Annotated in this window: 14 protein-coding genes; 10 read left to right on the forward strand and 4 right to left on the reverse strand. The window is 70.5% G+C overall.

Annotation, left to right across the window (positions count from 1 at the left end; genetic code table 11):
• Nucleotides 1–95 precede the first annotated feature (95 nt).
• On the reverse strand, nucleotides 96–719 hold the full coding sequence (locus tag EES43_RS24155) for a hypothetical protein (protein ID WP_124270666.1): 624 nt from the start codon (nucleotides 717–719) through the stop codon (nucleotides 96–98).
• Between the two features lie 321 nt (nucleotides 720–1,040).
• On the opposite strand from EES43_RS24155, the gene EES43_RS24160 reads away from it, so the two are divergent.
• Nucleotides 1,041–1,658: a histidine phosphatase family protein gene (locus EES43_RS24160; protein WP_124270667.1), complete on the forward strand. Its 618-nt coding sequence runs from the start codon at nucleotides 1,041–1,043 to the stop codon at nucleotides 1,656–1,658.
• A gap of 75 nt (nucleotides 1,659–1,733) precedes the next feature.
• On the opposite strand, the gene EES43_RS24165 is transcribed toward EES43_RS24160, so the two are convergent.
• Entirely contained in the window at nucleotides 1,734–5,603 is a 3,870-nt protein-coding gene (locus tag EES43_RS24165; protein ID WP_124270668.1) for a GH92 family glycosyl hydrolase, read from the reverse strand.
• A 499-nt stretch (nucleotides 5,604–6,102) separates the two neighbouring features.
• Between EES43_RS24165 and ngcE the strand changes: the two genes are divergently transcribed.
• The 8 genes from ngcE (at nucleotide 6,103) to dxs (ending at nucleotide 16,622) form a co-directional block, all read left to right on the forward strand.
• Nucleotides 6,103–7,548, forward strand: coding sequence for an N-acetylglucosamine/diacetylchitobiose ABC transporter substrate-binding protein (gene ngcE / locus EES43_RS24170; RefSeq protein ID WP_124270669.1), 1,446 nt, complete (start codon nucleotides 6,103–6,105; stop codon nucleotides 7,546–7,548).
• Nucleotides 7,549–7,596: 48 nt separating this feature from the next.
• On the forward strand, nucleotides 7,597–8,517 hold the full coding sequence (locus EES43_RS24175) for a carbohydrate ABC transporter permease (RefSeq protein ID WP_124270670.1): 921 nt from the start codon (nucleotides 7,597–7,599) through the stop codon (nucleotides 8,515–8,517).
• Nucleotides 8,517–9,455: a carbohydrate ABC transporter permease gene (locus tag EES43_RS24180; RefSeq protein WP_124270671.1), complete on the forward strand. Its 939-nt coding sequence runs from the start codon at nucleotides 8,517–8,519 to the stop codon at nucleotides 9,453–9,455. Before EES43_RS24175 ends, EES43_RS24180 begins: the two co-directional genes overlap by 1 nt.
• A gap of 259 nt (nucleotides 9,456–9,714) precedes the next feature.
• Complete coding sequence (locus EES43_RS24185; RefSeq protein ID WP_124270672.1) at nucleotides 9,715–10,914, forward strand: ROK family transcriptional regulator; 1,200 nt, start codon at nucleotides 9,715–9,717, stop codon at nucleotides 10,912–10,914.
• 120 nt (nucleotides 10,915–11,034) lie between these two features.
• On the forward strand, nucleotides 11,035–12,147 hold the full coding sequence (locus EES43_RS24190; protein ID WP_124270673.1) for a sugar ABC transporter substrate-binding protein: 1,113 nt from the start codon (nucleotides 11,035–11,037) through the stop codon (nucleotides 12,145–12,147).
• Between the two features lie 276 nt (nucleotides 12,148–12,423).
• On the forward strand, nucleotides 12,424–13,212 hold the full coding sequence (locus EES43_RS24195; protein WP_124270674.1) for an ATP-binding cassette domain-containing protein: 789 nt from the start codon (nucleotides 12,424–12,426) through the stop codon (nucleotides 13,210–13,212).
• Nucleotides 13,209–14,498 (forward strand): sugar ABC transporter permease, encoded by a 1,290-nt coding sequence (locus EES43_RS24200; protein ID WP_124270675.1) that lies wholly within the window; start codon nucleotides 13,209–13,211, stop codon nucleotides 14,496–14,498. Before EES43_RS24195 ends, EES43_RS24200 begins: the two co-directional genes overlap by 4 nt.
• Nucleotides 14,499–14,708: 210 nt before the next feature.
• Nucleotides 14,709–16,622: a 1-deoxy-D-xylulose-5-phosphate synthase gene (gene dxs, locus EES43_RS24205; RefSeq protein ID WP_124270676.1), complete on the forward strand. Its 1,914-nt coding sequence runs from the start codon at nucleotides 14,709–14,711 to the stop codon at nucleotides 16,620–16,622.
• 217 nt (nucleotides 16,623–16,839) lie between these two features.
• Here dxs and EES43_RS24210 read toward each other — a convergent pair whose 3' ends face one another.
• Both EES43_RS24210 and EES43_RS24215 read right to left on the reverse strand, forming a co-directional pair.
• Nucleotides 16,840–17,253 (reverse strand): NYN domain-containing protein, encoded by a 414-nt coding sequence (locus tag EES43_RS24210; protein WP_124270677.1) that lies wholly within the window; start codon nucleotides 17,251–17,253, stop codon nucleotides 16,840–16,842.
• Nucleotides 17,254–17,291: 38 nt separating this feature from the next.
• A complete protein-coding gene (locus EES43_RS24215; protein WP_124270678.1) occupies nucleotides 17,292–18,383 on the reverse strand; it encodes an LCP family protein in 1,092 nt (363 codons plus the stop codon).
• 266 nt (nucleotides 18,384–18,649) lie between these two features.
• On the opposite strand from EES43_RS24215, the gene EES43_RS24220 reads away from it, so the two are divergent.
• Nucleotides 18,650–19,747, forward strand: a complete 1,098-nt coding sequence (locus EES43_RS24220) for a PLL family lectin (RefSeq protein ID WP_241192522.1) — start codon at nucleotides 18,650–18,652, stop codon at nucleotides 19,745–19,747.
• The last annotated feature ends 45 nt before the right edge of the window (nucleotides 19,748–19,792 follow it).

Genomic DNA, 19,792 nt, shown 5'->3' on the forward strand with positions numbered 1-19,792 from the left:
GAGTTGCTTCCGACCGCGCCGAGAGCGATCATCCCGGGTCCCACCCGAGACCCGGACCGTCTCGCGTACGCCGGCCCGCGACGGCACCGGCCGGATCACTCCGAGGACGGCGTCCGGGACAGATCGCCGAAGCGGCACGTCGTGCCCGCCGGCACCTCGCCCACGCCCTGGACCTTCTTCCTGACCGACTCACCGGGAGCGAGGGCGACCACGCCGGTCAGGCCGTTCGCGACCACGACACCGTCCGCGTCCACGAACTCCACGCCGATGAAGTAATCCGCCCTGCTCGCCGACCCGTTGACCACCTTCACCCGTGCGGAGGGCCAGCCCATGACGGAGTCCCGCTCGCAGCCCGCGATCGTCACGTCCTCCTCGACCGCCGGTCCGGTCTCGGCCGGCTCCGGCAGGGCGTCCTCGCCACTCGGCGCGTCCGGTCCGTCCGGTCCGTCCGGTTGTGCCGACCACGAGGATTCGTGCTCCCGGGCGGTCGCGGCGACCCCGTCGAGCAGCGTGTAGACGAGCGCGGTCACCCCGGCGGCGACCACCAGCGCACCGCCCACGGACAGCGTGGCGATCAGCCCGGTACGCCGCTTGCCCGGTCGGGCTTCGGGCGGGGCCGCGGACGGGGCCGTCCAGGGCTGCGCCCATGGCGACGGCTGCCGCTGGTCGGGCGGCTGCCGCCACTCGGGCGGCGGAGGAGGCGTAGGTGCGTCCGGCATGAGGTCCCCCCACGGGAAGATGATCAGATCGCCCCAGCCTACGCAGCCACCGGTCACCCCAGCCCAGGCAGCCGCCGCTCGCCCCTGCCTCCGCAGCCGCCGCTCGCCCCTGCCTCCGCAGCCGCCGCCCGACTCTCCGCCGCGATGCCCGCGCACCCCGTGGGAACCGCGCCGGAACCGGGCCGGGAATCGCGCGTCCGGCCGCCGCCGGATGCGATCGTTGGCCTGCGGATCGATCCACCGCCGCGACGCAGACACGGCACCGACCGGCAGAGACCGGAACAGACACAGCACAGACACGGCACAGAGAGCGGAGCCACCATGGGCGAGCTGATCCTCATCCGGCACGGCGAGACCGAGTGGTCGCGCTCCGGACAGCACACGAGCTACACCGACCTGCCGCTGACCGCGACCGGCGAGCGCCAGGCGCGGGCGCTCGTCCCGCTGCTCGCCGACCGGACCATCGCCCTCACCCTCGTCAGCCCGTCCGTCCGCGCCCGCCGCACCGCCGAGCTGGCCGGCCTGGACGCGCCGCGGATCACGCCGGAGCTCCGCGAATGGGACTACGGAGGCTACGAAGGCGTCACCACCCAGGAGATCCACCGCACCCGGCCCTTCTGGAACCTGTGGACCGACGGCGTCGACCCGGGCGCCGAGGAGCATCCCGGCGAAAGCCCCGCACAGGTGGGCGAGCGCGCCGACCAGGTCCTCGCGGGCGCGCGGTCCGCCGCCGAGCGGATCGGGGACGGGGACATCGCCCTCGTCGCGCACTCGCACTTCCTGCGCGTGCTCACCGCCCGCTACCTGGGCCTGACCCCCGCGGAGGGGCGGCTCTTCCAGCTCGCCACCGGCGCGGTCTCCCGGCTCGGCACGGAACACGGCCGGCCGGTCGTCGTCGCGCTCAACGTGGCGCTGCCCGAAAGCCTCCAGGGGCCGTGAACGCCGACGGCCGGCCCGCCCCGTCCCCGGGGTGACCGGCCGTCCGCGCGCGACGCCGAGGCCGCGGTCACGCGGTCAGGAGAGCAGTTCCACCTCCGCCAGCGTCGCCGAACCCGTCAGCACCAGCCGGTACTTCGCGTACGCGCCGGGCCGGTCGACCGAGAAGGCCCGGGTCTGCCTGTCCCAGGCGAAGGACTGGCCGGAGCGGCGGTCCAGGTCTCGCCACCTCCTCCCGTCCGACGAGCCCTGGAGCGTCCAGCCCGCCGGGGCCTCGTCCGCCGCCGACGACGTCAGCGTGTACTGGAGCGCCTTCGTGGCCGAGGGGACCGGCAGCTCGGCCGACTCGACCGCCGCCGAGGTGGCCGAGGTGTCGTCGAACAGCGCGCCGTCGCCCTTCAGCACGTCGGCCCTGGGCGCCGGGGCCTTGTCGTCGCGCTGGATGGAGACCGGCGCGGCGTCCTCGCCCGTGCCCCAGGCGGACGGCTTCGGGCCCATGGCGAACTCCAGCGTGCCGCCCCTGGCCAGCACGTCGTGCGGGAGCGCGGTGGAGGTCCACTTCGCGCCGTTCACCTTCACGCCCTGCACGTAGATGTTCTCCGCGCTGTTCTTCGGCGCCTTCACCACCAGTGTGCGGCCGTTGTCCATGCGGACGGTGGCCTTGGTGAAGAGCGGTGAGCCGATCGCGTACTCCCCGCTGCCCATCACCAGCGGGTAGAAGCCGAGCGCGGAGAAGAGGAACCACGCCGACTGCTCGCCGTTGTCCTCGTCGCCGTGGTAGCCCTGCCCGATCTCGCTGCCGGTGTAGAGGCGGCCCAGCACCTCGCGGACCTTCTCCTGCGTCCGGTACGGCTTCAGCGCCGCGTTGTACATGTACGTGGCGTGGTGGGCGACCTGGTTGCTGTGCCCGTACTGGCCCATCCGCACGTCACGCGCTTCGGTCATCTCGTGGATGACCCCGCCGTAGCTGCCGACGAACTCCGGGCCCGCCGTCTCCGGCGTCGAGAAGTACGTGTCCAGCTTCTTGCCGAGGCCCTCGCGACCGCCGTACAGGTTCGCCAGGCCCCGGCTGTCCTGCGGGGCGGTGAAGGCGTAGCCCCAGCCGTTGGTCTCGGTGTAGTCGTAGCCCCATACGCGCGGGTCGTAGCGGTCGGAGGGCAGGCGCCAGTCTCCGTCCGGCTTTCTGCCCTGGAAGAAGCCGGCCTTCCCGTCGAAGAGCTTGACGTAGTTCTGCGCCCGGTTCAGGAAGTAGGCCGACTCCTCCCGGTAGCGGGCCTTCTTCGTCTTCCGGTAGAGCTCCTGGCCCATCCGCGCGATGCCGTAGTCGTTGAGGTAGCCCTCCAGCGACCAGGACAGGCCCTCGTGGGTGGCGGTGTTCGCGTAGCCGGTGAAGACGGACGTCTCCATGCCCTTGCGGCCGACGCCCGAGGCCGGCGGGGCCACCGTGGCGTTCTTGACCGCCGCGTCGTACGCCGCCTCCGCGTCGAACTCCACGCCCTTGACGTACGCGTCGGCGAACGCCACGTCCGAGCTGGTGCCGGTCATCAGGTCCGCGTAGCCGGGGGAGGACCAGCGCGAGGTCCAGCCGCCGTCCTTGTAGTGCTGGACGAAGCCGTCCACCAGCTCTCCGGCCTTCTTCGGGGAGAAGAAGGAGTAGGCGGGCCACGTGGTGCGGTAGGTGTCCCAGAAGCCGTTGTTGACGTACACCTCGCCGTCGACGATCTTCGCACCGGTCCGGGTCGGGGTGTTCTCGCCGACCGGCTTCGAGAAGGGACTGGCGTAGGTGTTCCTGCCGTTCACCCGCTCGTGGCCGGAGTTCGGGTAGAGGTAGAGGCGGTAGAGGCTGGAGTAGAGCGTGGTCAGCTGGTCCGCGTTCGCGCCCTCCACCTCGACCGTGGAGAGGACCCCGTCCCAGGCCGCCTGCGCCGCGCGCCGCACGCGCTCGAAGGAGGCGGACTCCGGGATCTCCAGGGCCAGGTTCTTCTTCGCCTGGTCGAGGCTGATCAGCGAGGTGGCCAGGCGCAGGCCGACCGTGCGGTCCTCGCCCGCGTCGAAGCGGAAGAACCCGGTGACGTCGTCGCCCCCACCGCCCTTCAGCCTGCCGCTGTCGGTGACCGGCGCGTCGAAGACGCCGTACACGAACATCCGGGTCGCTCCGGTGGACAGGCCGCTCCTGACGTCCGAGTAGCCGGAGAAGGAACCGGACTCCGGGTCCAGGGTGAGGCCGCCCGCGTTCGAGACGTTGTCGAAGACCAGGCTCGCGTCCTTGCCCGGATAGGTGAACCGCATCCGCGCCGCGTGGTCGGTCGGCGTCATCTCGGCCTTGAGGCCGTTCTCGAAGGTGACGCCGTAGTAGTGCGGCCTCGCCGTCTCGTTCTCGTGCCGGAAGGGCAGCGCGCGGGCGGTCCGGGCCGCGTCCGGGGTCCCGGCGGCTGCCGAGGGCATCAACTGGAACGTCTGCCGGTCGCCCATCCACGGGCTCGGCTCATGGCTGGCGCTGAACGCCTGGAGCGTGGGGAGGTTGTCGTCGTTGTTGCCCCGCGCGTAGTCGTAGAGCCAGCTCAGGGAACCGGCGTTGGTCACCGGCGTCCAGAAGTTGAAGCCGTGCGGGACCGCGGTGGCCGGAATGTTGTTGCCGCGCGAGAAACCGCCGCTGCTGTTCGTGCCGCGGGTGGTCAGCGCGTAGTCCGACAGGTGCGCCTCGCGCTTCTCGGGCTTCTTCGGGGCGATCACGATGTCGTCGATCCAGCCCTGGAACTTCGCCGGGCCCTTGGCGGAGTCGTACGCCACCAGGACCCGGTCGACGGTCCGGCCCGCCGCGACCGTGCCGATGCGGGAGGCGACCTTGTTCCACTGGTTCACGTAGAGGCGCTTGGCGTCCCCCTGGCCCTGCGGGGTCAGCGGGCCGCCGTGGCTGTCGGTGGCCTTGAGGTCGCTCAGATACGTGCCGTCGGTGAAGGCGAGGTCCACCGCCACATGGGTGGCCGGGTAGTTCAGGTCCGTCTCGCCCATCTGCGGGTACACCAGGTAGGACAGCTCGGTGTCCCGGGTGACGGCCGTGTTCACGTCGAAGATCCTGTTGTACGAGTACGCCCGCCCGCCGGGCTTGTGCGTACCGGCGTAGCGCAGCGCCTTCTTTCCGGTGAATCCCGCGCCCGACTTCGCGGTGGGGGAGCCGGAGGGGCCGCGGTCGGCCCGGCTGCGCATCTCGTCGGGCGCGGGCGCGGAGGCGTCACCGTTCGAGAACTGAACGTCGGCGAGCTGGAGGGCGTCCGATCCGCCGTTGTTCTTCGTGATCTCCAGCCGGAAGTGCCGGTAGGCGGTGGCGGAATCGAACGCGTACGACTTGGTCTCGTGCCGCTTGGCGAACGCCTCGCCCGTACGCGTGTCGAGGTCGGTCCACTCCTCGCCGTCGGCCGAGCCCTTGAGCGTCCAGTCCCGCGGGTCGCGCTCGGCGTGGTCGTTGGCCGAAGTGAGCGCGTACGTCACGACCTTGACGGGTTCGTCCAGGTCGAACTCGACCCAGCCGGCGGCCTGGAAGGCCAGCCACTTCGAACCGGGTTCGAGGTCGGTCAGGTTCTCCTTGACCTCGCCGCCCGCGGTGTTCTCGGCGCTCGCGCGGACCTCGGTCACCCGGTCGGTGACGCCGCCCGGTATACCGGTGGAGAACCCGCCGTCCACGCCCTGGGAGCGCTTCGAGCCGCCGGGCGACTCCTCCACGGTGTCGCGCCAGTCCGGCTGTTTCTCGCCGGCCTCGAACGAGGTGCTGAACGTCCGTTCGCCGGACGGTTTTCCTGTCGCGCCCGACGGCTGGGCGACGGCGGCCGTGGGGGCCGCCAGGGCCAGGGCGAGCGACGCCGCCAGGACGGCGGTACGGCGCCGTCTCGTACGGGCGGCGCCGCTGGAGACCCTTCGAGCGCCATGGTGGAGACCGCGTGGTGGCTGCATACCGAGCCATTCCTCCCCGGAGCGTGCTTGGACAACGTTGTCAGAGCGGGATGCAAGGTCCAGTAGGGAGCCAAGTGACAGAACATGTCAAGGGTGTTGCGCGTGACGGCTCCGATGAACAGGCCGCACCGGGAATTGGTCAGCCCACTGGGCGCGGTGCGCCCACGTCTCCGCGAGGTCTCAACTCGGGAAAGACTGCTGCCCAAACCTGCTTTCGATCTTGCTCAGTTGGCGACAAGTGGACTATACCTGTCGGCGTCTGCACAGCCGCTTCGCGCGGATGCGCACCCGGGGGAAACAGGGGACGGTCGTGAGGACGCCGCAGGGCTCCGCGCTGTACGGTCTCCCGATACTCCACCGCGCCGGTTCCTCCGGCGCGGCTGCATATCTTTATGACCCAAGCGCAACTGACCGCGGTGGCGGGGCCCTTCGCCTGAGGCGAATTTTCCACGGGCGACCGGTACACCGCCTGAGTCCTGGAGAAGGCGAGGACTTGAGCATGGGATCCACCTCCGCCCACAACAATGAGGGCCTTGGCCGTCGCGATCTGATCAAGCGTTCTGCCGCACTCGGCCTGATCGCTGTTCCGACGATGAGCTTCCTGTCCGCCTGCGCGAGCGGCGACAGCAGCAGCGACGACAAGGTCGAAAAGGGCACGAAGACCGACAAGAACCCGCTGGCCGTCAACGGAAGCGCACCGCTCGACATCGTCATTTTCGACGGTGGATTCGGCACGAAGTACGCCGAGGACGCCAAGGCCGTCTACGAGAAGACCTACCCCGAGGCGCAGGTCAAGTTCGCCAAGACGCAGAAGATCCAGTCGGTTCTGCAGCCGCGCTTCAACGGGGGGACCCCGCCGGACCTGATCGACAACTCCGGCGCCCAGCAGATGGACATGGGCGTCCTGGTCGGCAAGAAGCAGCTCAGCGACCTGACCCCGCTGCTCGACGCGCCTTCCATCGACGACCCCGCCAAGACGGTCCGCGACACGCTGCGCCCCGGCATCGTCGAGATGGGCCAGTTCGACGGCGAGCCGGTCTGGATCATGTACTACGCGTACACGGTCTACGGCGTCTGGTACTCGCAGACCGCGCTCGACAACCTCGACGCGCAGTACCCCGAGACCTGGGACGAGATGCTCGCGCTCTGCGCGAAGGCGAAGAAGAAGGGCGTCGCCGGCTGGACCTACCCCGGCAAGTACCCCTACTACCTGCCCTTCTCCCTCTACCCCTTCATCGGGAAGATCGGTGGCGTCGAAGTCCTCGACGCGATCGACAACCTGGAGCCGAAGGCCTGGGAGCATCCCGCGGTCAAGGCGGCCTTCGAGGCGTACTACGAGCTGTTCGCCAAGGGGTACATCCTCAAGGGCACCCCGGGCCTGGACCACCGCGGTTCGCAGGGCGCCTGGGCGCGCGGCAAGGCGCTGTTCATCCCGAACGGCTCCTGGGTCGAGAACGAGGAAGCGGCGATCATCCCCAAGGACTTCAAGCTGTCCGTGGGCGCTCCCTCCAGCCTCGACTCCTCCGACGCGCTGCCCTTCGGCACCATCTGGGCGTCCGGCGGCGAGCCGTTCATCGTCCCGAGCAAGGCGAAGAACCCCGCGGGCGGCATGGAGCAGCTGCGCATCATGCTCAGCGAGGCCTCCTCCAAGTCCTTCACCGCCAGCACCAAGTCGCTCTCCGCCTTCAACGGCGGCACGGACGGCATCGAGCTGTCGGACGGCCTCAAGTCGGGCGTCGCCGCCCTGGAGAAGGCCGGTACCAACGTGGTCAACCCGCGCCTCCAGGACTGGTACGTCAAGCTCCAGAAGGAGCAGATCGGCGTCGCCGCGCTGGGCGAGATGATGGCCGGCCGCGCCAACCCGGCCGAGACCATCAAGAAGATCCAGGCGTTCGCCGACGCGGCGGCCAAGGATCAGTCCATCAAGCACTTCAAGCACCAGTGATCACGCGTCACCAGCGGCGGCAGCACGGGAAGGTCGGAGTCGGTAACGATGCAACACGGTAAATACCGGTTCATAGTGGGGTTCTTGGTGGTCCCGATGGCGTTGTACGTCATCTTCGTCATCTGGCCGTTCATCCAGTCCATCTACTACTCGTTCACGGACTGGACCGGGCTCAGCCCGGACTTCTCGATGGTCGGCTTCGACAACTACACCAAGATGCTCGACGACGACGTCTTCTGGAAGTCGTTGCAGCACAGCGTGCTGCTGGCCCTCCTGCTGCCGCTGGTGACGCTGGGGCTCGCGCTCTTCTTCGCCTTCATGCTCAACGTGGGCGGGCGGCGCCGCAAGGGCGCCGCCGTCACGGGCGTGCGCGGCTCCGCCTTCTACAAGATCGCGTACTTCTTCCCGCAGGTGCTCTCGATCGCGATCGTCGCCATCCTGTTCCAGTTCGCCTTCGACCCGGCGCAGGGCATGATCAACGGGACGCTCAAGGGCCTCGGCGTCGACGACGTACCGGACTGGCTGGGCGATCCGAAGCTGGCCCTGTGGTGCATCATGGCGGTCCTCGTCTGGTGCACGACCGGCTTCTTCGTGGTGCTGTTCTCCGCGGGCATGGCCTCCATCCCCAAGGACTTCTACGAGGCGGCGCTGCTGGACGGCGCGAGCCGGTTCACCACGTTCTTCCGGATCACGCTGCCGCTGCTGTGGGACACGGTCCAGTCCGGATGGGTCTACATGGGCATCCTGGCGCTCGGAGCCGAGGGCTTCGCGATCGTGCACATCATGAGTGTCGGCCCCGGCGGGCCCGACTACTCCACCACCGTCCTGCCGCTGTACGTCTACCAGGCGGCGTTCCGCGACGGACAGGCGGGCTACGCGACCACGATCGGTGTCGCCCTGCTCATCGTGACGCTGGCGTTCGCCGCCGTCGTCATGCGAGTGGGCCGGCGCGAGCGGCTGGAGTTCTGATGAAGACCACTGACACCCCTCCCTCCGGACCCGCCACCGGTGCTTCCGGCGTGCCGGAGCAGCGCACCGGCCCGGTGGTGGCCAAGGTCCCGGCGCCCCCGGCGAAGAGCAGCGAGGGCCAGGTCCTCAACGTCTTCTCGCACGGCATCCTGATCCTCTGGGCGCTGATGGTCGTCCTGCCGCTGTTCTGGGCGGTGATGTCCTCCTTCAAGAGCGACACGGACATCTTCAACACCCCGTGGTCCCTGCCCGACTCGCTCGACTTCGACAGCTGGGGCCGGGCCTGGAGCCAGGCCCACATGAGCGAGTACTTCCTGAACACCGTCCTGGTGGTGGGCGGGTCGCTGGTCGGCACCCTGGTCCTCGGCTCGATGGCCGCCTACGTGCTCGCCCGCTTCGAGTTCCCGGGCAACCGCTTCATCTACTTCCTGTTCGTCGGCGGCATGAGCTTCCCGATCATGCTGGCCCTGGTCCCGCTGTTCTACGTCATGGACAACATGGGGCTGCTGAACACGATCCACGGGCTGATCCTCGTGTACATCGCGTACTCGCTGCCGTTCACCGTGTTCTTCCTGACCTCGTTCTTCCGGACGCTGCCGACGTCGGTGGCGGAGGCGTCGATCATCGACGGGGCCTCGCACACCCGGACGTTCTTCCAGGTGATGCTGCCGATGGCCAAGCCCGGCCTGATCAGCGTCGGCATCTTCAACTTCCTGGGGCAGTGGAACCAGTACATGCTGCCCACCGTGCTCAACACCGACCCGGACAGGCGGGTGCTGGCCCAGGGGCTGGTCGAACTCGCCTCCAGCCAGGGCTACAAGGGCGACTACTCCGGCCTCTTCGCCGGTCTGGTGATCGCGATGCTGCCGGTGCTGGCCGCCTACATCGTCTTCCAGCGCCAGGTGGTCTCGGGCCTGACGGCGGGTGCGCTGAAGTAGCCGGAGGCGCGGCCCCTTCGGGCCGCGGGGACGCAGGAGGGCCGCGCCGGTCGGGCGCGGCCCTCCCGCGCGTGGTGCGGCGCGCGGGCCGCTCGCGCGGGGAGGACGGACATCAGGCCGAAAGGCTTCGACGTGCTCACGACGCGGAGGTCCCGTGCCCGTAGGAAGCTTCCGACGCTCAAGGTCTTGACGGGGGACAGGGCAGAAGGCTGAGCTTAGGCTTCACATGTTAAAGAGAACGGCAGGAGTGGATGAGTCGATGGAGACTCCCGGGTCGCAGACATCGCTGCACAGGGCCAATCTGGAGCGGGTCGTACGCGCCGTACGGATGGCGGGATCGCTCACCCAGGCGGAGATCGCCCGGAGCACCGGGCTGTCCGCCGCCACCGTCTCCAACATCGTCCGGGAGCTCAAGGACGGCGGAACGGTCGAGGTGACCCCCACCTCGGCGGGCGGCCGGCGGGCCCGCAGCGTCTCGCTCAGCGGCGACGCGGGCATCGTGATCGGCGTCGACTTCGGCCACACGCACCTGCGGGTCGCCATCGGCAACCTCGCCCACCAGGTGCTGGCCGAGGAGTCCGAGCCGCTGGACGTCGACGCCTCCTCCGCGGAGGGCTTCGACCGGGCCGAGGTGCTGGTCAACCGCCTCATCGAGGCCACCGGGATCGGCCCGGACAAGGTCATCGGCGTCGGCCTCGGCGTGCCCGGTCCCATCGACGTCGAGTCCGGCACGCTGGGCTCCACCTCGATCCTGCCGGGCTGGAGCGGCATCAACCCCAGCGAGGAGCTGGCCGGCCGCCTCGGCGTACCGGTCCACGTCGACAACGACGCCAACCTCGGGGCGCTGGGCGAGCTGGTGTGGGGCAGCGGGCGCGGGGTGCGCGACCTGGCGTACATCAAGGTCGCCGGCGGCGTCGGGGCCGGTCTCGTGATCGACGGGACCATCTACCGGGGGCCGGGCGGCACGGCCGGCGAGATCGGCCACATCACGCTGGACGAGTCGGGTCCGGTCTGCCGCTGCGGCAACCGCGGCTGCCTGGAGACCTTCGCCGCCGCCCGCTACGTGCTGCCGCTGCTCCAGCCGAGCCACGGCCCCGGGCTGACCATGGAGCGGGTCGTCCAGCTGGCCCGCGAGGGCGATCCGGGCTGCCGCCGGGTGATCGGCGACGTCGGGCGGCACATAGGCAGTGGTGTCGCCAACCTGTGCAACCTGCTCAACCCCAGCCGGGTGGTGCTCGGCGGCTCCCTGGCGGAGGCCGGGGAGCTGGTCCTGGGGCCGATAAGGGACTCCGTCTCCCGTTACGCGATCCCCAGCGCCGCCCGCCGGCTCTCCGTGCTCCCCGGGGCCCTGGGCGGCCGGGCCGAGGTGCTGGGGGCGCTCGCCCTGGTGCTCAGCGAGATGGGGGATTCCAGCCTCCTGGAGAGCACCCCGCCCGCAGCGACGCCTGCCTTCACTTAGATAACGAATGGCACCGTTGTCATCTCGTTAAGGATTTACTCCTTGACGCTGACGCTGCGGCCGAGTTGACTTCCAGCCACCTCGGCCGCAACGTCGCGGCCTCGTCAGGGAGGTTCGAGAATGAACACGCGTATGCGTCGTGCCGCCGTTGCCGTTGCCGCCACCGCGATGGCCGTCTCGCTTGCCGCTTGCGGAAGCGCCAAGGAGTCGGGTGACAAGGCCGCACAGGGCTCGGAGAAGAAGGGCGACGACCTGAAGATAGGTCTGCTCCTCCCCGAGAACCAGACGGCCCGTTACGAGAAGTTCGACAAGCCGATCATCGAGAAGAAGGTCAGCGAGCTCACCAACGGCAAGGCGGAGGTCATCTACGCCAACGCCAAGCAGGACGCCACGCTGCAGTCGCAGCAGATCGACACCATGATCACCAACAAGGTCGACGCGCTCATCGTCGACGCGGTGGACTCCAAGGCGATCGAGAACGGTGTCAAGAAGGCCAAGGACGAGGGCATCCCCGTCATCGCCTTCGACCGCCTCGCCGAGGGCCCCATCGACGCGTACACCTCCTTCGACAACGAAGAGGTCGGCCGCGTCCAGGGCAAGGCCCTGCTGGAGGCCCTGGGAGACAAGGCCGACGGCGGCACGATCGTGATGATGAACGGCGCGATCACCGACCCGAACGCCGCGCTCTTCAAGAAGGGCGCCAAGTCCGTCCTGGACGGCAAGGTGAAGTACGGCAAGTCCTACGACACCAAGGAATGGAAGCCGGAGAACGCCAACGCCAACATGGAAGCGGCGATCACCGCGCTCGGCAAGGACAAGATCGACGGCGTCTACTCCGCCAACGACGGCATGGCCGGCGGCATCATCACCGCCCTCAAGGGCGCCGGCCTCTCCAAGCTCCCGCCGGTCACCGGACAGGACGCCGAGCTGGCCGGTGTGCAGCGCATCGTCTCCGGCGAGCAGTTCATGAGCGTCTACAAGCCCTACCCGCAGGAGGGCATCGTCGCCGCCGAGATGGCCGTGGCCCTCGCCAAGGGCGAGAAGCTCGACTCGATCGCCACCTCCAAGGTCGACAACGCCAGCCAGAAGGGCATCCCGACGGTGCTCGTCCCGGTCGTCTCGCTGACCAAGGACAACATCAACGACACCGTCGTCAAGGACGGCATCTACACGATCGACGAGATCTGCACGGCCAAGTACAAGGCCGCCTGCGACGCGATCGGCCTGAAGTAGGCGCCGGGGACCGGCGCCGCCCCGGCGAGCCGGTCCCGCCCCGCCGTCCTGCCCGCCGCGCCCCCGCGACGGGCCGCACGGCGGCCCCGCCCGCGCCGCGGAGCGGCCCACCGCGGCCCCGCGCGCGCCACGAAGCCTGTCCGGCGTCCCGCCCACCGAACGTCCCGCTACCGGGCGGGGCGCCGGACGGAACGCTTCCCCTTGTTTCTGTTCTCTCGCCCGTCCGCCGCGCCTTCCCCCGGGCGCGGTATCCCCGCCGGTCAGGCGGCGAAGGAGATGGTTCACGTGTCCGCTACGCCCGTGCTGGCGTTGCGAGGGGTCTCCAAGCGCTTCGGTGCCGTCCAGGTACTCACCGATGTAGAGCTTGAGGTCCACGCCGGTGAGGTGGTCGCCCTGGTCGGCGACAACGGCGCCGGCAAGTCAACGCTGGTCAAGACGATCGCCGGAGTCCACCCCATCGATGACGGAGTCATCGAGTGGGACGGCGCCCCCGTGCAGATCAACAAACCGCACGACGCCCAGAACCTCGGCGTCGCGACCGTCTATCAGGACCTCGCGCTGTGCGACAACATCGATGTCGTCGGCAACCTCTACCTGGGCCGGGAGCTGCGCAGGTTCGGCATCCTGGACGAGGTGGAGATGGAGCGCCGCTCCCGCGAGCTGCTGTCCACGCTCTCCATCCGCATCCCGAGCGTCCGCATCCCGATCGCCTCGCTCTCCGGCGGCCAGCGCCAGACGGTGGCCATCGCCCGATCGATGCTCGGCGAGCCCAAGCTCGTCATCCTCGACGAGCCGACCGCCGCCCTCGGCGTCGAGCAGACCGCCCAGGTCCTCGACCTCGTCGAGCGGCTGCGCGAGCGCGGCCACGCCGTCATCCTCATCAGCCACAACATGGCCGACGTGAAGGCCGTGGCCGACAAGGTCGCCGTCCTCCGGCTGGGCCGGAACAACGGTGTCTTCGACGTGAAGACCACCTCCCAGGAAGAGATCATCTCCGCCATCACGGGCGCCACGGACAACGCCGTGACCCGTCGTGCGGCGCGCAACGCGGAGGTTTCCCAGTGACCACCGACAAGACCGCCACCCCGGTGGACGGACAGGTCGTCAACCCCGACGCGGCCGAGGGCGCGGCCACGGTCGTCGACCCCCGCCTGCTCATCCGCGAGCAGGGCCTCGCGGGCTACTTCACCGAGTTCAGGCGCAGGATCAGCGCGGGCGACCTCGGCTCGATCCCCGTGGTCGTCGGCCTCGCGATCATCTGCGTCGTCTTCCAGAGCATGAACTCCGAGTTCCTCTCCGCGAAGAACATCAGCGACATCGCCACCACGATGGTCGCCACCGGCATGATGGCCGTCGGCATCATCTTCGTCCTGCTGCTCGGCGAGATCGACCTCTCCGTCGGCTCCGTCAGCGGCGTCTCCGGCGCGCTGGTCGCGGTGCTCAGCGTCACCCAGGGCATGAACGAGTGGCTGGCCATCGTCGTCGCCATCGTCAGCGGCGCGGTGATCGGGGCCCTCCACGGCTTCTTCTTCGCCCGCATCGGCGCACCCGCCTTCGCCGTGACCCTGGCCGGCCTGCTGTTCTGGCTGGGCTTCATGCTCCAGCTCCTCGGCGACACCGGCACCATCAACCTGGACGGCGACGGCGTCGTCGGCAGCCTGACCACGTACTACTTCAGCGACGTCGCCGCCGCCTACGGCCTGGCCGTCGTCGCGGTCCTCGGCTACTTCGCCTCGGCCTTCCTCGACACCCGCCGCCGCGAGGCCGCGGGCATCCCGGCCCGGCCGATGTCCGACATCGCCGTGCGCACCGCCGTCCTCGCGGTGTTCGCCTTCGCCGCCGCGTACATGTTCAACCAGTACCGCGGCCTGCCGCTCGCGCTGGTCCTCTTCCTGATCGTCCTGGTCGGCACGGACTTCGTGCTGCGCCGCACGGCGTACGGCCGGAAGATCTTCGCGCTCGGCGGCAGCGTGGAGGCGTCCCGCCGGGCCGGCATCAACGTCACCGCGATCCGGATCTCCGTCTTCTCCATCGCGGGCACGTTCGCGGCGATCGGCGGCCTCTTCTGGGCCTCCAAGATCGCCGCGGCCAACCAGGGCTCCGGCACCGGCGACCTCCTGATGAACGTCATCGCGGCGGCCGTCATCGGCGGCACGAGCCTCTTCGGCGGCCGGGGCCGCACCTGGAACGCGCTGCTCGGCGTGATGGTGATCGTCTCCATCCAGTACGGCCTGTCGCTGGAGGGCATCGCCACCCCGATCCAGTACATGATCACCGGCGGGGTGCTCCTGGCCACCGTCGTGATCGACTCCGTCACCCGGAAGACCCAGAAGACCGCGGGTCGTGCCTGACCGCACCACCGCGCGGACGCCCGGCACCCCTCGGGGGCCGGGCGCCCGCGTGTGTCCGGGCCCCGGCGGGTCGGCTCCTGTGGGCGACGTCACTCTCGCTCACCGGTTCGAGCGACCGCCAACCGGCCGCCCGACCAACGCGGCGGCGGGCGGAACATTAGACTCACCGGATCGGCACGCTCGATCAGCTCGAAACGCAAGGAGGCACGGGTGGATCTGCTGACCCGCATCAAGGGACCGCGCGACCTGGACCGGCTCGGCCTCGGCGAGCTGGACCAGCTCGCGGAGGAGATCCGCACGTTCCTCGTGGACGCGGTGTCCAAGACCGGCGGACACCTCGGTCCCAACCTGGGTGTGGTCGAGCTCACCATCGCCCTGCACCGCGTCTTCGACTCGCCGCGGGACAAGGTGCTCTTCGACACCGGCCACCAGAGCTACGTGCACAAGCTGCTCACCGGCCGTCAGGACTTCTCGCGGCTCAAGAGCAAGGGCGGCCTGTCCGGCTACCCCTCCCGCGCCGAGTCCGAGCACGACGTCATCGAGAACTCGCACGCCTCCACAGTGCTCGGCTGGGCCGACGGCCTGGCCAAGGCCAACGAGGTCCTGGCCAAGGACGACCACGTCGTCGCCGTCATCGGCGACGGCGCGCTCACCGGCGGTATGGCCTGGGAGGCGCTGAACAACATCGCCGCCGCCAAGGACCGCCCGCTCGTCATCGTCGTCAACGACAACGAGCGCTCCTACGCGCCGACCATCGGCGGCCTGGCCAACCACCTCGCCACCCTGCGCACCACCGACGGGTACGAGCGCTTCCTGGCCCGCGGCAAGGACCTCCTGGAGCGCACGCCCGTCCTCGGCCGCCCGCTGTACGAGACGCTGCACGGCGCGAAGAAGGGCCTCAAGGACTTCATCGCCCCGCAGGGCATGTTCGAGGACCTGGGCCTGAAGTACGTCGGCCCGATCGACGGCCACGACATCGAGGCACTGGAGTCCGCGCTCCAGCGCGCCAAGCGGTTCGGCGGCCCGGTCATCGTGCACTGCCTGACCGAGAAGGGCCGCGGCTACACCCCGGCCCTCCAGGACGAGGCCGACCGCTTCCACGCCGTCGGCAAGATCCACCCGGACACCGGTCTGCCGATCTCCACCTCCGGCCTCGACTGGACCTCCGTCTTCGGCGAGGAGATGGTCAAGCTCGGCCAGGAGCGCGAGGACATCGTCGCGATCACGGCGGCCATGCTCCAGCCGGTGGGCCTCGGCAAGTTCGAGGAGGCGTTCCCGGACCGCATCTACGACGTCGGCATCGCCGAGCAGCACGGCGCGGTCTCCGCCGCCGGCCTCGCCACCGGCGGGCTGCACCCGGTCTTCGCCGTGTACGCCACCTTCCTCAACCGCGCCTTCGACCAGGTCCTGATGGACGTCGCCCTGCACAAGTGCGGCGTCACCTTCGTCCTGGACCGGGCCGGCGTGACGGGCACGGACGGCGCGTCGCACAACGGCATGTGGGACATGTCGATCCTCCAGTGCGTGCCCACGCTCCGGATCGCCGCCCCGCGCGACGCGGACCAGGTCCGCGCCCAGTTGCGCGAGGCCGTGGCCGTCGACGACGCCCCCACCGTGGTCCGCTTCTCCAAGGGCGCGGTCGGCCCGGCCGTCAAGGCGGTCGGCAAGGCCGGCGGGATGGACATCCTGCGCGAGCCGAAGGCGGTCCGCCCCGACGTCCTGGTGGTCTCGGTCGGCGCGCTCGCCCCGATGTGTCTGGAGATCGCCGACCTGCTGGACGCCCAGGGCATCTCCAGCACCGTCGTCGACCCGCGCTGGGTCAAGCCGGTCGACGAGGCCCTCGCCCCGCTCGCCGAGTGCCACCGTGTCGTCGTCACCGTCGAGGACAACAGCCGCGCCGGAGGCGTCGGCTCGGCCGTCGCCCAGGCGCTGCGCGACGCCGGCGTCGACGTGCCGCTGCGCGACTTCGGCATCCCGCCGGTCTTCCTCGACCACGCCTCGCGCGGCGAGGTGATGGCGGAGATCGGGCTGACCGCGCCGGACATCGCCCGCCAGGTCACCGGACTGGTCGCCAAGCTCGACGGCCGCTTCGAGAGCCGCGCGGCGGAGCCGGCCCGCGACTGACCGTAGGGCCGACGGGCCGGTGGGACCACCTCTGTACGGGCGGTCCCACCGGCCCGTTCGCATGATGTCCCGTCCGCCGGGCTGCCCGGCCGACGCGTCCGTCGTCTTCTCCGCCTCCGTCGGCGTCGAGGTCGTGGCCACCGCCCGGACGGCGGAGGAAGGGCGGCGGGCGGCACGCCCCCAGGGCGTCACCCGTCGCCCCGTCACGCGTCCACCGTCACCCGTCGCCCGGCCCCGGCCCCCGCTCGGGCACCGGCCGTACCGTACGCGGTCCCACGCACCGGGCCCCCCGCGCCTCGACCCGTCGTCGCAGGCCGCGGTCGGCGGTGACCACCACGAGATCGCGCTCCCGGGGCGCGGCGGCGGCCAATTCGGCGATCAGGTCGTCACCGCTGCCCGCCGCCGACACGACCCGTACGCCCTCCACGGAGTCCACGCCCCTCGCCGCGCCCTCGACCACCAGGACGATCTCGACCGGGCCGGGCAGGTCCGGCAGCCCGGCCGCGGCGTACGGCACCAGCGCGTCGCGCAGCCTCTCCGCCGCCCCGCGCCGGTCCCGCCACCAGCCGTCCGGGACCGAGCCGACCACGTTGGCGGCGTCCACGATCACCAGTACCGTTTCGCTTCGCATCCCGGCAGCCTGACATGGTGCGGCGGCCCGACGGGCAGTCAGCCTCCGGCGGCGGGGGACTTCTTGGCGGACTCGGGGATCGCGGTGTCGTCGCGCAGCGCCTTCCAGAGCCGGCCGGCCCGCGGCTCGGCCGCGACCACCCGGTTCGGGTCGGCCCTGTCGTACGCCACCGGGAGCATGATCGTCTCCATCGAGGCGGGGTCGACGCCGTCCATCGAGCGGGCGAACTCCGCCAGCGAGGAGAGCGAGGCGAGTCCGGAGTCGGTGGTCAGGGACTTGGTGGCGGAGTCGGCGATCCGGTACAGGCCGGCCGGGCTGCCCAGCAGGTCCTGCTTCCTGACCTCGCTCAGCAGGGCGAGCAGGAACTGCTGCTGGAGGCCGATCCGGCCCAGGTCGCTGCCGTCGCCGATGCCGTGCCGGGTGCGGACGTAGGCCAGGGACCGGGCGCCGTCCAGGCGGTGCTGACCGGCGGTCAGGCGCAGTCCGGACGCCTTGTCGTCGATGTCCCGCGGTACGTCGACGGTGACGCCGCCGATCGCGTCGACCAGGTCCTTGAACCCGGCGAAGTCGATCTCCAGGTAGTGGTCGACGCGCACTCCGGACATCTTCTCCACCGTCTTGACCACGCAGGCCGGACCGGCCTCGGAGTAGACGGAGTTGAACATCACCCGCTCCTCGGCCGGCAGCGTCGACCCGTCCGACTCGGCGCACTCGGGCCGCGTCACCAAGGTGTCGCGCGGGATGGAGACGGCGACGGCCCTCGACCGGCCCTCGGGGATGTGGACGACCATCGCGGTGTCGGACCGGGAGCCGCCGACGGCCCCGCCGCCGCCCAGCTCCCTGTTCTCCGCGCCGGCCCGTGAGTCGGAACCGAGCACCAGCAGGTTCTGCCCGCTGGTGGGCGACTTCTCGGGCCGGTCGTCACCGAGCGCGTGGTCGATGTCGACGCCCTTGATGTTGCCGTCGAGCCGGCTGTAGAGCCCGTAGACGGCTCCGCCGCCGGCGAGCAGCAGGATGACCAGGACACCGAGCGTGATCTTCAGTCCCCGGCGGCGTCCGCCCCGCTTCTTCCGGCCCCGCCCGGACGACGGAGCCGGTCGGGGGTCCGGGGGTATGGCGTCATGGCTCATCCTGGTTCGGGTCCCTTGCTCTCGCGGCCCCGGAGGGCTGTGGCGGGTGGACTCGGGTGGGGGGAGGAGCCGGTCCGGCGTTCGTGGTGCGCAGAACTATAGGCAATGCGCCGAGCACGCGGGGGAGTTGTGTGGGGTGACGGCGGCGGACCGGACCGCTCCGGATTCACGGGCCGGTACGTCCCTGGATCGCGTACCGCCTAGGATGATCCGGATTCGCCTGTACGCGCGCGCCGCGCCGAACGTCCGGAAAGGGGAGCGGGACCATGCTCGGACGGGCTGCCCGCCCCGCCGCCGCGACGCCTGTCCAGGGTGGCACGCCGCGAGGCGGCACGCTGCGGGGCGTCTGGCTCACCAAGGGCCGGGAAGGACGCCTCACCGTCTACGTTCCGGCCGAGGGCGGACTCCGGCGCTGGATCGAAGAGCGGCCGGGTTCGCCGGACTGGGGGCCACCCGCCCTCCTTCCGGTGCCCGGACTCACGCATCTGTCCGTGGCGCAGGACGCCGACGCCTACGTCCACTTCGGCGGACGCCGCGAACGGCGGCGGGCGGACGGGCGCACCGCGGTCGACGTCGTGCACGCCGTCCAGTACCAGACGGGCCGTCCCGTCTCGGGCTGGCGCTCCCTGGGGAACCCGCACAAGGACGCTGCCTCGGCCGGCCGGCTCGGTGAGCCCGTCGTCGTGGTCGCGCCCTCCGGAATGGTCCACATCCTCGTCCGCGACGCGGACGGCGGGCTGGTGCTCCGGCGCGAGCGGAGCGACGGCAAGTGGCGGGGCTGGGAGAACCGGCACGGAGGCGGCCTCGCCTCCACACCGGCCGCGATCTGCCTGACGTCGGGCCGCATCGAGCTGTTCGCCGCGACGGCAGAGGGCGTTCTCCACTGGTCCCGGCAGTCGGAGGGCGACGCGCTCGGCGAAGGCGCTCCGGCCCGGCTGGCGGCGGTGCCGGGAACGGTGTCGGTCCTGGAGACGGGACCCGGCCGGCCCACGTACTACTGGACCGATCCCGGCGGCAGCGGCGTGGTGGCCTACCGGCCCGGCGCCCGGCCGACGGCGCTGGGAGGGGTGCCGGGCGAGGGCCCGCACTCCGTGCTCCGTACGCTCCTGGACGGTCACGACTGCACGGTGCTGGCCCATCGCGGCGTCCACGGCACCGCCGTCGTCGGCGCGGGAGTCACCGAGGACGAGGGGAACGGCGTCTGGTGGTCCGACACGGGCGTGCCGTGCCTCGCACCGCCGGCCCTGGCCCTGGACTTCTTCGGGCGTCTGGTGGTCGCGGTCGTCGGCGAGGACGGAGTCCCGCGCATGGCCCGGCAGACGGACGGACCCGGACTGACGCTCTCGGAGTGGCGCGGGCTCTGAGGCCCGGTCCCCGCCCGCGCGCCGCTCCGGGACCGGTCACGGCGG

This window comes from Streptomyces sp. ADI96-02, from assembly GCF_003846185.1.
GTDB lineage: Bacteria > Actinomycetota > Actinomycetes > Streptomycetales > Streptomycetaceae > Streptomyces.

Excerpts from the sequence above, each read along its gene's own strand:
- EES43_RS24155 (WP_124270666.1), bottom strand. The coding sequence starts at position 719 with ATGCCGGACGCACCTACGCCTCCTCCGCCGCCCGAGTGGCGGCAGCCG.
- EES43_RS24160 (WP_124270667.1), top strand. The coding sequence starts at position 1,041 with ATGGGCGAGCTGATCCTCATCCGGCACGGCGAGACCGAGTGGTCGCGC.
- EES43_RS24165 (WP_124270668.1), bottom strand. The coding sequence starts at position 5,603 with ATGCAGCCACCACGCGGTCTCCACCATGGCGCTCGAAGGGTCTCCAGC.
- ngcE (WP_124270669.1), top strand. The coding sequence starts at position 6,103 with ATGGGATCCACCTCCGCCCACAACAATGAGGGCCTTGGCCGTCGCGAT.
- EES43_RS24175 (WP_124270670.1), top strand. The coding sequence starts at position 7,597 with ATGCAACACGGTAAATACCGGTTCATAGTGGGGTTCTTGGTGGTCCCG.
- EES43_RS24180 (WP_124270671.1), top strand. The coding sequence starts at position 8,517 with ATGAAGACCACTGACACCCCTCCCTCCGGACCCGCCACCGGTGCTTCC.
- EES43_RS24185 (WP_124270672.1), top strand. The coding sequence starts at position 9,715 with ATGGAGACTCCCGGGTCGCAGACATCGCTGCACAGGGCCAATCTGGAG.
- EES43_RS24190 (WP_124270673.1), top strand. The coding sequence starts at position 11,035 with ATGAACACGCGTATGCGTCGTGCCGCCGTTGCCGTTGCCGCCACCGCG.
- EES43_RS24195 (WP_124270674.1), top strand. The coding sequence starts at position 12,424 with ATGGTTCACGTGTCCGCTACGCCCGTGCTGGCGTTGCGAGGGGTCTCC.
- EES43_RS24210 (WP_124270677.1), bottom strand. The coding sequence starts at position 17,253 with ATGCGAAGCGAAACGGTACTGGTGATCGTGGACGCCGCCAACGTGGTC.
- EES43_RS24215 (WP_124270678.1), bottom strand. The coding sequence starts at position 18,383 with ATGAGCCATGACGCCATACCCCCGGACCCCCGACCGGCTCCGTCGTCC.
- EES43_RS24220 (WP_241192522.1), top strand. The coding sequence starts at position 18,650 with ATGCTCGGACGGGCTGCCCGCCCCGCCGCCGCGACGCCTGTCCAGGGT.